The organism is Pantoea sp. IMH (assembly GCF_000599885.1).
In the GTDB taxonomy this organism is placed as follows: domain Bacteria; phylum Pseudomonadota; class Gammaproteobacteria; order Enterobacterales; family Enterobacteriaceae; genus Erwinia.
Map to the genome: position 1 here is coordinate 208,978 of NZ_JFGT01000007.1, position 13,272 is coordinate 222,249.

At 57.3% G+C, this 13,272-nt stretch carries 11 protein-coding genes and 1 pseudogene; 2 read left to right on the plus strand and 10 right to left on the minus strand.

The genetic code is table 11. The features are described 5' to 3' along the window. Positions 1–2: 2 nt before the first annotated feature. A complete protein-coding gene (locus EA20_RS0119030; protein WP_369699801.1) occupies positions 3–587 on the minus strand; it encodes a VOC family protein in 585 nt (194 codons plus the stop codon). 287 nt (positions 588–874) lie between these two features. Between EA20_RS0119030 and EA20_RS21245 the strand changes: the two genes are divergently transcribed. Then, the gene (locus EA20_RS21245) at positions 875–1,000 is read left to right on the plus strand and encodes a hypothetical protein (protein ID WP_255343144.1); all 126 of its coding nucleotides are present in this window, start codon (positions 875–877) and stop codon (positions 998–1,000) included. A 217-nt stretch (positions 1,001–1,217) separates the two neighbouring features. Beyond that, the gene (gene argS / locus EA20_RS0119045; RefSeq protein ID WP_024968349.1) at positions 1,218–2,948 is read left to right on the plus strand and encodes an arginine--tRNA ligase; all 1,731 of its coding nucleotides are present in this window, start codon (positions 1,218–1,220) and stop codon (positions 2,946–2,948) included. 109 nt (positions 2,949–3,057) lie between these two features. Here the strand turns inward: argS and EA20_RS0119050 are convergent, their stop codons facing one another. The 9 genes and pseudogenes from EA20_RS0119050 to EA20_RS0119090 all read right to left on the minus strand — a co-directional run bounded on the left by EA20_RS0119050 (position 3,058) and on the right by EA20_RS0119090 (position 13,205). After that, positions 3,058–3,450 carry a flagellar protein FlhE gene (locus tag EA20_RS0119050; RefSeq protein WP_024968350.1) on the minus strand — a complete coding sequence of 131 codons (393 nt, stop codon included), beginning with the start codon at positions 3,448–3,450 and terminating at the stop codon, positions 3,058–3,060. Beyond that, positions 3,450–5,528 carry a flagellar biosynthesis protein FlhA gene (gene flhA, locus EA20_RS0119055; protein ID WP_024968351.1) on the minus strand — a complete coding sequence of 693 codons (2,079 nt, stop codon included), beginning with the start codon at positions 5,526–5,528 and terminating at the stop codon, positions 3,450–3,452. The genes EA20_RS0119050 and flhA overlap by 1 nt, the downstream gene beginning before the upstream one ends. Next, positions 5,488–6,673, minus strand: a pseudogene (flhB, locus tag EA20_RS0119060) (flagellar biosynthesis protein FlhB). Before flhB ends, flhA begins: the two are co-directional and overlap by 41 nt. A 183-nt stretch (positions 6,674–6,856) precedes the next feature. Next, a complete protein-coding gene (gene cheZ / locus EA20_RS0119065) occupies positions 6,857–7,501 on the minus strand; it encodes a protein phosphatase CheZ (RefSeq protein WP_024968353.1) in 645 nt (214 codons plus the stop codon). A gap of 9 nt (positions 7,502–7,510) precedes the next feature. Further along, positions 7,511–7,900, minus strand: a complete 390-nt coding sequence (gene cheY / locus EA20_RS0119070) for a chemotaxis response regulator CheY (RefSeq protein ID WP_024968354.1) — start codon at positions 7,898–7,900, stop codon at positions 7,511–7,513. Positions 7,901–7,941: 41 nt separating this feature from the next. Next, a complete protein-coding gene (locus EA20_RS0119075) occupies positions 7,942–8,991 on the minus strand; it encodes a chemotaxis response regulator protein-glutamate methylesterase (protein ID WP_024968355.1) in 1,050 nt (349 codons plus the stop codon). After that, positions 8,991–9,863 carry a protein-glutamate O-methyltransferase CheR gene (gene cheR / locus EA20_RS0119080; protein WP_024968356.1) on the minus strand — a complete coding sequence of 291 codons (873 nt, stop codon included), beginning with the start codon at positions 9,861–9,863 and terminating at the stop codon, positions 8,991–8,993. Before cheR ends, EA20_RS0119075 begins: the two co-directional genes overlap by 1 nt. Positions 9,864–9,889: 26 nt before the next feature. Next, positions 9,890–11,491, minus strand: coding sequence for a methyl-accepting chemotaxis protein (locus EA20_RS0119085; protein ID WP_024968357.1), 1,602 nt, complete (start codon positions 11,489–11,491; stop codon positions 9,890–9,892). A 46-nt stretch (positions 11,492–11,537) separates the two neighbouring features. Beyond that, entirely contained in the window at positions 11,538–13,205 is a 1,668-nt protein-coding gene (locus tag EA20_RS0119090) for a methyl-accepting chemotaxis protein (protein WP_024968358.1), read from the minus strand. Positions 13,206–13,272: the final 67 nt, after the last annotated feature.

Sequence of the window (13,272 nt, forward strand, 5' to 3'; positions counted from 1 at the left end):
GGTTACGCGCGCTCGCTCTCCACAATCTCTTTCAGGCTCCAGGGATGGAACTTGATGGTCACCGTACCATCGGTCACCGCCAGAGTAGGATTAGGCAGCCTCTCGCCTTCACCTTCCGGCGCGCTGCTTTTTACTGAAATGCCAGGTTCACATAAGCCTTCGTCAGCAAGCAGGGCCAGCGCCCGCATCCCCAGCTGTGCCGGTTCGCCTCTCAGCACGACCTCAATATGTTCCCAGCCCTCATGCCGGTACAAGCGGTTGCCCGGCCAGGGGAGCTCAATCACCGCGATTTCCCACGGCCCTACCTTCAGCGGGCAACGCAGTTCAAAGAGTGCGATAGGACGACCGTTGATCGTTTTTTCTGAAAACAGCTCGCCAAGCTGTAAAAAGCCTTGCTTCCAGCGTTCCGCGGTGGTGTTCTGATGACAGCGCACGGCGATATGATCCACTGCCAGTGAAGCGAGATCGAGCCCGAGCCGGGCCGCCAGCTGATTAAGAGAAGCTTCAAATTGCGGCAAATCATTAGCCAGATCGCTCAGTTTGTCTTTCCATATCTCTTCAGACATGCTCATTTCGCCATATAACATTAATTAACCTTATCATTACGCACATTTCCCAGGCACTCTCCGGTCCACTGTAGTAAACAATTTCTCATAAATTATGTAACATTCTTATCAAATGCCGCGTTTTTCTCCAGGAAAGCTCAGTTTTCGCTGGCACAGTACCAGTTCTTACTTTAGAAAGTTACCTTTAACTATCTGTTTTGATTTGAGTTAAATTGTACAATGCGACGATTCTTAAATACAAATCGGCATGCTGTACTGTATGATTTTACTTCTTAATTGAACCCGGTTTTCCTTAAAGGAAAGGCATCATGCTCATGTTAATCTTTGTCGCAGTGCTGATCGCGATGATGGGGTTTGCTCTGGTACGCCACTGGAAGATCCGTAATACGAAAACCACCGTTGCCAGCCCTTACCGGCCACATCGTCGCCGTTAAGTCCCCTCTCTCAGGCGGGAAACTGCGTTCACCGGGTTTCCCGTTTCTGATCCTGTCCCTACAGGTTCCTGGATAACCGGAACGAAAATGCAGTATACTTTTCCCCTTATTTTTTTAGCGGTGCCATTGTACAGCAGATCCCTCTGCTGACGGGCTTCGCTGAGGCAGGCGGCCTGCGCAACTAGCGCGGGCCTTTTCAGCATATTAAGGTAACCCGGTGAATATTCAGGCTCTTCTTTCCGAAAAAGTCAGTCAGGCGATGATCGCAGCAGGCGCCCCGGCCGACTGTGAACCCCAGGTTCGGCAGTCAGCTAAAGTCCAGTTTGGTGACTACCAGGCAAACGGCATCATGGCCGTGGCCAAAAAACTGGGCATGGCGCCCCGACAACTGGCAGAAGAAGTCCTCCGGCATCTCGATCTTCAGGGCATCGCCAGCAAGGTGGAGATCGCCGGACCGGGCTTTATCAATCTTTTCCTCGACGCTGGCTGGCTTTCCGCTCAGGTGGATAGCGTGATCGATGCGCCGCGCCTTGGCGTGGCGCCGGTCGAGCCGCAAACGGTGGTTATCGACTATTCCGCGCCAAACGTGGCCAAAGAGATGCATGTTGGCCACGTACGCTCCACCATCATTGGTGATGCCGCCGTCCGCACGCTCTCATTCCTCGGTCATAATGTGATCCGTGCCAACCATGTCGGCGACTGGGGTACGCAGTTCGGTATGCTGATTGCGTTCCTGGAAAAACAGCAGAATGAGCATCACGAAGAGATCGCCCTTTCTGACCTGGAAAATTTCTACCGTGAAGCTAAGCGCACCTACGATGAAGATCCGGCCTTTGCCGAACGCGCGCGCGGCTACGTGGTGAAGTTGCAGGGCGGCGATGAATACTGCCGTAAAATGTGGAAAAAGCTGGTCGACATTACCATGTCTCATAACCAGATCGTCTATGACCGCATGAACGTGACGCTGACCCGTGATGACGTGATGGGCGAAAGCCTCTATAACGACATGCTGCCCGGCATCGTGGCCGACCTGAAAGCTAAAGGTCTGGCGGTCGAGAGCGAAGGCGCAACGGTGGTTTTCCTTGACGAATATAAGAATAAAGATGGCGATCCGATGGGCGTGATCATCCAGAAAAAGGATGGCGGCTATCTTTACACCACCACCGATATCGCCTGCGCTAAGTACCGTTATGAAACGCTGAAGGCTGACCGCGTACTTTACTACATCGATTCGCGCCAGCATCAGCATCTGATGCAGGCATGGACCATCGTGCGTAAAGCGGGCTACGTGCCGGAGTCCGTGCCGCTTGAGCACCACGCTTTCGGCATGATGCTCGGCAAAGATGGCAAACCGTTCAAAACCCGTGCGGGCGGCACCATTAAACTCGCCGACCTGCTGGATGAAGCGGTTGAGCGCGCCACGCAGCTGGTGCGTGAGAAAAACCCGGATATGCCTGAAGATGAGCTGAAGGCGCTGGCCAACAGCGTGGGAATTGGCGCGGTGAAATATGCCGATCTCTCCAAAAGCCGCACGACCGATTACGTGTTTGACTGGGATAACATGCTGGCCTTCGAAGGCAACACCGCACCTTATATGCAGTATGCCTATACCCGCGTCCTCTCCGTCTTCCGTAAAGCGGGCATCGCAGAATCTGAAGTGACCGGGAAAACGCTTATCGCGGAAGAGAGAGAAGCGGCCCTGGCCGTCCGCCTGCTGCAGTTTGATGAAACCATCACTCAGGTGGCCCGCGACGGTACGCCGCACGTAATGTGCGCCTACCTCTACGACCTGGCCGGTCTGTTCTCAGGCTTTTATGAACACTGCCCAATCCTTACCGCAGCGGATGAAGCTACCCGCCAGAGCCGCCTGAAGCTGGCGCTGCTGACGGCAAAAACGCTGAAGCTGGGTCTGGATACGCTGGGCATTGAGACGGTAGAAAGGATGTAACGCCGTTTCCGGATCCAGAAGGTCAAAGAAGTAAACCGTAATTGTATTTGCAGACGGCAAATCAGGTTAAGGCTGCAGAACTCAGAGGCAATCATCGATTGCCTCTTTTTTACTGGTAATTCACCATCACCTGGTTACTCAACACGCGTAGCGGCTGTGGCAGCCTTCCTTTACCTTCCACGCCATAGGCGAAATGCAGGCTCTCCCCCGCCGGAATATTGCTCAGCCCACTCGTTGTTCCACTCGCTCCTTCCAGCGCCACACAGCGGGTCTGAGCACAAAGATAAACTCGCAAGCCGGAAGGCGGCGGACCGGTCAGCACATAGCGCCAGGCTATCTGCGTAATTGCGCCGCTGACAGGTTCTGCCGGACTCAGCGCTGGCGACGTCGCCATCTGACCGCGGTTGCCTACGCCTGGCCCAGCTGAGCTGGCCTGCCAGCCCCCGGCAGCCATGACCGTGCCGGGTAACACGAGCGCCAGTAACAGCAAAGCGCTTCTCATCACTGTCCTCCGATGGTTGAGGTCATACGGATTTGACGGTTGTCGGTCAGCTCAAGATTAGAGATCACCATTAACTGTGGCAGGTTACGGCGCAGGAAGCGGGCCAGCAGCGCACGCAGCGGATGGTTAACCAGCAAGACCGGCGGCGCACCCAGCGCTTCCTGATGATTTAATGCGCCCTGCGCCTGGGCCAGCAGGCGATCTGCCAGGCCCGGCTCCAGTCCGCCACCGCCCTGCAAGGCCTGTAGCAGCAGGCGTTCCAGCGTACTGTCGAGGCCAATAACCTGCACCTCTCCGTTGCCGGGGAACCACTGCTGAGTGATGGCTCTGCCGAGCGCGACGCGCACCACCGAGGTCAGTTCATGCGGATCGTTCTGTACCGGCGCGTGCTCCGCCAGCGTTTCGATAATGGTGCGCATATCGCGAATGGAGACGCGCTCCAGCAACAGATTTTGCAGCACTTTATGCAGCGTCGTCAGCGTGATAACGCCCGGGATCAGATCTTCCGTCAGCTTAGGCATCTCCTGGGTAACGCGATCCAGCAGCTGCTGCGCCTCCTGACGGCCAAACAGCTCGCTGGCGTGCTGGCCGATCAGATGGTTAAGGTGCGTGGCGACCACGGTACTTGCCTCCACCACGGTAAAGCCCTGAATCTGCGCCTGCTCTTTCAGCGCGCTGTCGATCCAGACCGCTGCAAGGCCGAAGGCCGGATCGACCGTCACCTCACCCGGTAGCGTCCCGGCGGCGGTGCCTGGGTTGATCGCCATCCAGCGGCCAGGGTAAGCGTCACCGCTGCCAATTTCCACCCCCTTCATCAGGATACGGTAGCGTGCAGGCGGCAGATCCATGTTGTCACGGATATGAACAACCGGCGGCAGGAAGCCCATTTCCTGCGCGAATTTCTTACGGATACTGCGGATACGTCCCAGCAGTTCACCGTCCTGAGTATTGTCCACCATCGGGATCAGCCGGTAGCCGACTTCCATCCCGAGGGAGTCTTCGAGCTGAACGTCAGTCCAGGAAGCCTCCACCGTGGCGGCCGTTTCGGGCGCACGGGTTTTCACCGGCACTTCCGCTTTCGGCTGCATCTCTTTGCCCCGGAGATACCAGGCCAGACCAAGCAGTGCTGCGGTAAAAAGCAGAAAGACGAAGTTTGGCATGCCGGGCACCATGCCCAGTAATCCCAGTACGCCCGCACTCAGCATCATCACGCGTGGGTTTTTGAACAGCTGGGTCACCATCTGCTCGCCAACGTCCTGGTCGGTGGCGACGCGAGTCACGATAACGCCTGCCGCTGTAGAGATCACCAGCGCCGGGATCTGCGCGACGAGGCCGTCACCGATGGTCAGCAGCGTATAGGTTTCACCCGCGCTACCGACTGACATGCCGTGCTGAATAACGCCAACCAGCAGGCCACCAATTACGTTGATGACCATGATCATGATGCCGGCGATGGCGTCACCACGCACAAACTTACTGGCGCCGTCCATTGAGCCGTAGAAATCCGCTTCCTGAGTAACATCTGAACGGCGCTTTTTCGCTTCCTCTTCACCGATCAGACCGGCGTTGAGATCGGCGTCGATGGCCATCTGTTTGCCCGGCATACCGTCGAGAACAAAGCGTGCGCCAACCTCTGCGATACGCCCTGCACCCTTGGTGATTACCATAAAGTTGATAATAATGAGGATAACAAAAACCACGATGCCGATGGCAAAGTTGCCGCCGACCAGGAAGTGACCGAAGGCTTCGACCACCTGACCCGCCGCCGCGCCGCCGGTATGCCCTTCCATCAGGATAATACGCGTCGAAGCGACGTTCAGCGCCAGGCGTAACAGCGTGGAGAAGAGCAGAATGGTTGGAAAAGCGGCAAAATCCAGCGTGCGCTGGGTGAACATCGCCACTAACAGCACCATGATCGACAGCGCGATATTAAAGGTGAACAGCAGATCGAGGATGAAGGCAGGCAGCGGCAGCACCATCATCGACAGGATCATCAGGATCAATACCGGTCCGGCCATCACCTGCCATTGGGTATCTTTAAAATTTGGTAAGCGTAGTCGTGCGGCCAGATTCGCCATCAGTCTTCTTCTCTTGAGCCAAAGTCCAGCGCGTCCGGCACCGGTAAATTGTCAGGTTTTTTCGGAGCCAGGCCACCCTCCAGCTTCCAGCGACGGAGCTGCCAGACCCAGGCTAACACTTCTGCTACAGCGGCATATAACGTTCCCGGAATATGCTGCCCAATCTCAGTATGGCGGTAGAGCGCACGCGCCAGCGGCGGCGCCTCCAGCACCGGAATACGGTGTTCTTTACCCAGTTCGCGAATACGCAGCGCAATCTCTCCGGCCCCTTTCGCTACCACTTTGGGGGCGCTCATCTTGCCTTCGTCATATTTCAGCGCCACCGAGTAGTGCGTCGGGTTGGTGACGATCACGTCCGCCTTCGGCACATCAGACATCATGCGCCGCTGGGCCGCAGCCCTCATCTGCTGACGGATGCGCCCTTTGACGTGCGGGTCGCCTTCCTGCTGTTTAAACTCGTCGCGAATATTCTGGCGGGTCATGCGCAGCCCTTTGTAGTAGCTGTAGACCTGCCAGAAAACGTCAAATCCCACCATCGGTGAAAGGCCAAGGACCACCAGCAGGCAGCACATCGCAATCATATTCAGCGCGCTGGCCAGTGCATTGAACGGCGATTCGCTGACCAGCCTCAGCATGTCCGGCCAGTGATAACGCAGATAAAGCCAGGTGACACAGCCCACCAGCAGCGCTTTCAGTACGGCCTTAAGCAGTTCTGCCGCCGACTGGGCGGAAAACAACTTGCCCAGCCCTTTGATCGGGTTCATTTTGCCCACATCAAATTTGATCGCCTTGCCGCTGATCACCACGCCGCCAAGCAGCATGGGGGCGGCGATCGCCACCAGCACCAGCCCGGCCATCATCGGCAACAGCGCAAAAACGGCCTGCGGGATCAGCGCCCCAATTTGATGCAGCATCAGGGTGCTGTCGCTCACCACCGAATGGTTGAATTTGAGGCCGTCGGCCAGCAGCGCGCCCAGCTTTCTGGCAATGGTGAGGCCGCTCATCCAGAGAATGCTCAGCCCCGCCACCAGCATCAGTACGGAGGTCAGCTCACGCGATCGCGGGATCTGACCCTCTTCCCTGGCCTTTTCTATTCGGTGGGGTGTGGCTTCTTCGGTCTTTTCTTCGTCGCTGTCCTGGGACACGGCAGCTCACCCTCAATGCGGAATTTCAGCGGGTAGCATGCCAAATTCGGGCTGCAATGATGGCGCGAGTAAACCGCTAAATAGGGGGTTATTTTGCGGATAGCAGAAAAAGGGGACAGCAGAAGCCGCCCCCTGGGTCAGAGGAGAGTGCCCGCGCCGGTTTGCCACCGGCGCGGTAAGCCATCAGAAGCCGAGGCTGTCCAGCAGGTCATCAACCTGATCCTGGTTCGCCACCACGCCCGGTGCCGCGCCGTTAATCTGCGGTCCGTTGAGCAGGCTGTCCGCATCCTTTTTAGGCCGCGCCGCCGGTTCTGGCATATTCTCCAGCAGCACCGCCAGCAGCTGACGTTCAATCTCCTGGATCACATCCATCATGCGCTTGATAACCTGACCGGTGAGGTCCTGGAAATCCTGCGCCATCATGATTTCCATCAGCTGCGCGTTGGTGAACGAGGTGTGCTCCGGCACGGCTTCCAGATAACCACGGGTATCCGAGACCAGCGCGCGGGCGTCGGCCAGATCGACAGGATGTTCGAACCACTCATCCCAGCGCCCCTTCAGCTCTTTCGCACCCGTTTCCATCAGCGTCTGCCGTGGCTGGGAGGCCTCCACACAGTTCAGGGCCCGCTCTGCCGCCTGAGCAGTCATTTGCACTACGTAATCGAGTCGATCGCGCGCATCAGGAATAGCTTCTGCCGCTTCGGCGATCGCCTGATCCAGACCCAGCTCGCGCAGACTGTCACGCAGCATCCGCGTCAGTGAACCGATGCGGGAGATGATGTCGTGCGCCGAGGCCGCATCAACATTTGGTGTCGGAATAGTGGTCATCTCGGCTCCTTACATGCCCAGCTTTTCGAAGATCTTACCTAATTTCTCTTCAAGCGTGGCTGCGGTAAAAGGTTTAACAACGTAGCCGCTGGCTCCCGCCTGAGCAGCCGCAATAATATTCTCTTTCTTCGCTTCCGCCGTAACCATCAGCACCGGCAGCTTGCCCAGCGCAGCGTCAGCACGAATGGTTTGCAGCAGCTGCAAGCCGTCCATGTTGGGCATGTTCCAGTCGGAGATGACGAAGTCGAAGCCGCCGGTGCGCAGTTTCGCCAGCGCATCAACGCCATCTTCAGCTTCTTCAACGTTGTTGAAGCCCAACTCTTTCAGCAGGTTACGGACGATACGACGCATAGTGTTGAAATCGTCGACCACCAGAAACCGCATATTTTTATCAGCCATACTTACTCCTGTTTTGTGTAGCCCCGCGGACGGGCGCTGCGTTATATACGTAATGCCTGTCCGGCGCTAATTTTTGCCAGCATGTGCTGGCTGATTTGGTGGAGATCCACCACTTCGCTGGCGCCCCCGAGGCCGATCGCCTCGCGGGGCATGCCAAAGACCACACAGCTCGCTTCGTTCTGAGCGATGGTCCAGGCTCCCGCTTTGTTCATCGCGAGCAGTCCTGCTGCTCCGTCATTGCCCATGCCGGTCAGGATCACCCCGACGGCGTTACGTCCGGCGTACTGCGCCACGGATTTAAACAGGACATCCACCGACGGTTTGTGACGGTTCACCGGCGGTCCTTCATTCAGTTTGACCTGATAGTTCGCGCCGCTGCGTGCCAGTTCCATATGCATCGCGCCTGGCGCGATGTAGGCGTGACCGGGCAGAATTCGCTCACCGTCCTCAGCCTCTTTTACCGTAATCTGGCACAGCTTGTTCAGCCTCTCCGCAAAGGAGCGGGTAAAGCCTGGCGGCATATGCTGCGTAATCATCAGCGCCGGGCTGGTGGCAGGCAGCGGCTGCAGCACGTGGCGGATCGCTTCGGTTCCACCGGTTGAGGCGCCAATGGCGATCAGCTTTTCGCTGCTCAATAGCGGACCCGCTTTCAGCATGGTCGGCGCCACCTGCGGGCCGCGCATCTGTAGTCTGGCGCGCGAGGCCGCCCGGACTTTATCGGCAATCATCTGGCTGTAGCCCAGCATTCCTTCACGGATGCCGAGCGAGGGTTTGGTGACGAAATCCACCGCACCAAGCTCCAGCGCACGCAGGGTAATTTCCGAACCCTTGCCGGTCAGAGATGACACCATGACCACCGGCATCGGCCTCAGCCGCATCAGCTTCTCAAGAAAGTCGAGACCGTCCATGCGCGGCATTTCCACATCCAGCGTCAGCACGTCGGGGTTAAACTGCTTGATAAGATCGCGTGCCACCAGCGGATCCGGCGCTGAAGCGACCATCTCCATATCTGAATGACTGTTGATGATTTCCGTCATCAGCTGCCGCATCAGCGCGGAATCATCAACACATAACACTCTGATTTTGCCCATTATCTTTCCTTAGTCAGTCCGTAGACTGTCTGGCCGCGCAGATAAAACTCTTTGCTAATCTGGCTGAAGTTTTCCGAGTGACCGGCAAACAGGATGCCGCCAGGTTTCAGCATCGGCACAAAGCGCCGTAAAATCTTCTCTTGGGTCTCTTTATCAAAGTAGATCATGACGTTACGGCAAAAAATTGCATCAAAGGGACCCGGCACGGACCACTCATTCGCCAGCAGGTTCAGCTGGGCATAAGAGACCATGTTTGCCAGGTCGGGCCTTACCCGCACCATGCCGGCGTGCGGGCCCGTGCCGCGAAAGAAAAACTTTTGCAGCTGCTGCGGCGAGAGCGTCCGCAGCTCTTCCTGGCGATAGACGCCTGCCAGCGCCTTTTCCAGCACCTGGGTATCAATGTCAGTGGCGTGTACCTGGAACTTTCCCGGCCCGCTGCCCAGCGTTTCCGCCAGCGTCAGGGCGATGGAGTAAGGTTCCTCGCCGGTGGAAGCCGCCGCACACCAGACGTTGAAATTGCCGCTGCGCCGTTTGGCATGCTCCGCCAGAATCGGGAAGTGGTGCGCCTCACGGAAAAATGCCGTCAGGTTAGTGGTCAGCGAGTTAATAAACGCCTGCCACTCCGGGCTGTTGGAGTCACTCTCCAGCAGCGCGAGGTAACGGCCAAAATCGTCGATGCCCAGCATCCTCAGCCTGCGGACCAGTCGGTTGTAAACCATTTCTCGCTTGTGATCGGCGAGAACAATACCGGCTCGCTGATAAATCAGCTGGCTGATACGCCTGAAATGTGTGTCGGATAACGGCAGGCGCTGTGCCATCTGGCCCAGCAGCGTTGCGTTTTCCGCCGGCGCTAACAACGTCGATTTTTTCATCCAGATTCACCCTGCTAAATGCAGTCTTATGGGGTTAAAGCCAATTCATGTTCCCTGTTGGCCTGCGTGGCAACCTGGTCCGGCATCTCTGCGTCGCTGAGTGAGAATTTGCTCACTGCGCCCGTCAGGAAGTCTGCCTGTGCTTCAAGTGCTTCTGTGGCGGCTGCCGCTTCCTCTACCAGCGCGGCATTCTGTTGTGTTACCTGATCCATCTGGCTGACCGCCTCCGCCACCTGTTCGATTCCGCGACGCTGTTCGTCGGAGGCGGAGGCGATCTCACCCATAATGTCGGTGACCCGCGTTACCGAACGGACGATTTCATCCATCGTTTCACCCGCGCTGGCGACCAGGACGGAGCCCTGACTGACCCGGTTAACCGATTCTTCAATCAGCCCTTTTATCTCTTTCGCTGCCTGCGCGCTGCGCTGGGCCAGACTGCGTACTTCACCGGCCACCACCGCAAATCCCCTTCCCTGCTCACCCGCGCGGGCGGCTTCCACTGCCGCATTCAGCGCCAGAATGTTGGTCTGGAAGGCGATGCCATCAATTACGCTGGTGATATCGCCGATTTTTTTCGAACTGCCTGCTATTTCGTTCATGGTGGCTACCACGTTTCCGGTCAGCGAGCCGCCTTTGTGCGCCGTCACCGAGGCCTCTTTGGCCAGCTGCGAGGCCTGACGGGCGTTCTCAGCGTTGCCGGTTACCGTCGCCGTCAGCTGTTCCATGCTTGCCGCCGTTTCCGCCAGCGAGGCGGCCTGCTGCTCCGTGCGTGCCGAGAGATCGTTATTGCCTGAGGCGATCTCACGGATGCCGGTCTGCATCGCCTGGCTGCCATCGCGCACGCTGCTGACGGTTTCCGCCAGCGCCTGCTGCATCGCTTTCAGGCTGGTGAAGAGCTGGCTCAGCTCGTTACGGCCTTCGGCAGTAATCGTGCCGCCCAGGTTGCCCGAGGCGATGCGTTCGAAGTGCCCGCGCATCAGCGCCAGTGGCGCAATGACCGCCTTACGCACCCACAGTATGCCGGTCAGCATTACCACCAGGGAGAGCACCACGGCGATGAAAAAGATCACCTTCGATTGCTGATAAAAACCGCGGCTTGCTTTGCTGGCTGCCAGCCGCTCCTGGTCGAAATACTGCATCCAGCGGTTATATTCGCCCTGAAACTTGTCCTGCACGCCCTGCGTTGGTGAATCCAGAAAATCCTGCAGCTGATAGTTCTGCAGATAGACAATCAACTGGCTCAGCTCCTGGGCATAGTTGTCATAAACGACTTTGATATTGTCCTTCATTGCCGGATCCGCCACTGGCCATGCTGCAAATGCCTTATAGGCTTTATCGGCAGCATCGAGATCTTCCTGAGCCTTTGTCATCAAACTTGTGACTTTATCGCGCGGAAGACTGAGCGCCGCACGCGTGCCGGCCCGGCTCAGTGTCAGGCGCGCGCTAAGCAGCGCGGCCCAGGTCTGACCAAGCGCATCACGCTGCGCCCCGCTCGCTTCAACCTGATGCATATTGTCGGCATCCTGGCGAAACGAATTAAAGGACAGGCCACCGGCAACGATTTGCATCACGCAAAACAGACCCAGCAAAAAAACGATCGTGGTGGAGATGCGAATCCGACTAAACATCAAAGCCTCCTGGACAAGCCGCCCCATCCGGGCGGCAAAAGGTCAGTTAAAAGGTTTCCCAGTTATCTTCTGAAGCGGGCGCGGCCAGTGCTTTACGCGGCGTGGCCGGCTCGTTTTTTATCGTCTTAAGGACATTAACGGCCTGGATGACATTTTCTTTACGGATTTGAAACACGGCGACGGCCTGGCTCAGCCGGCTCGCCTGCTCTTCAAGCGCGGCAGCAGCAGCGGCGGACTCTTCCACCAGCGAGGCGTTCTGCTGGGTGACGCGATCCATTTCCGTTACGGCGGTACCCACCTGGTCAATCCCTTTGCTCTGCTCATCGGAGGCGGAGGCAATTTCCCCCATGATGTCGGTAACGCGGGTGACGGCGCTGACGATATCGGACATGGTTTCGCCTGCGCTTTCTACCAGCACCGAGCCGGTATCGACGCGGGCAACGGAATCTTCAATCAGGCTTTTGATCTCTTTGGCCGCCTGGGCGCTGCGCTGCGCCAGGCTGCGGACTTCACCGGCAACGACCGCAAAGCCACGCCCCTGTTCACCCGCACGGGCCGCTTCCACTGCCGCGTTAAGTGCCAGGATATTGGTCTGGAAGGCGATGCCGTCAATCACGCTGGTGATATCCGCAATCTTTTTCGAACTACCGGCGATATCGCTCATTGTCTTCACAACGCCATCCACTACCTTGCCGCCTTTCTGTGCGGTTTCGGAAGCGCTCAGCGCCAGCTGTGATGCCTGACGGGCGTTTTCGGCGTTCTGCTTAACCGTCGCGGTCAGCTGTTCCATGCTGGCTGCCGTTTGTTCCAGCGAGGCCGCCTGCTGCTCAGTCCGTGAGGAGAGATCGTTGTTGCCCGCTGAGATTTCGCTCGCGCCGGTGAAAATAGCGTCAGAACCGTCGCGGACGTCGCTGACGGTACGCACCAGCGACTGCTGCATCTCACGCAGGCTTTCAGCCAGCTGGGTCATCTCGCTGCGCCCTTCCACCTCGATGGACTGGGTAAGATCGCCGCGTGCGATATGTCTGATATGTTCGATATTGCTGTTCAGCGGACGCAGCAGGATGTGCTGAATGCCGCGCCAGGCCAGTGCGATGACCGCCAGCGTGACAAAGGCGACAATCATCAGCAGCCACAGCGTACGCAGATAGGCGTTCTCATTTGTTTCCACGCCCTCTGCCGTAAGCTGGTTATTGGTCTCCAGCCAGGCGTTGTAGGTTTTCTCAAACTGATTCTGATAGCCCTGGGTCGGCTGGGCGACAAATTCGTCAAACCTGCCGCTCTCCATCATGCCGATCAGTTCGGTAAGCGCGGTATGCAGCTGGTTATAGTCGTTATGCAGCGCCTTGACGTTCTCTGCCGTTTTCCCTTTTTCAGAAAGGTTGGCGTCAAAGATCACCATGGATTTGTCCGCACGCGTCAGCTCTTCGCGCGCTTCCGCCAGCAGCTCCTTCACTGTGGTACCGGAGCCGGACTGCGTGGAATCCTGTAAATAGCGAATACCGGCACGGTTAAGCGTGTTACGTGCCTGAACCAGGGAAACCCATGAGGTACCCATCGCCTGCTGTAGATTCCGCAGTTGCTGGTTAAAAGCGAAATTATCTTTGTCATTTTTCACGGTCTGGAAGAACAGACCGCCGGTGCCAAGCTGTAAAACGGCAAACAGCGCCAGGACACCGATCAGACCGGTGACCACTTTCATACGTTTAAACATATCTACCTCGGTAAAGGGTCATTTGACTTTATTATCGGCAGCGGCGGAGGGATCTTTATTAAGGAAT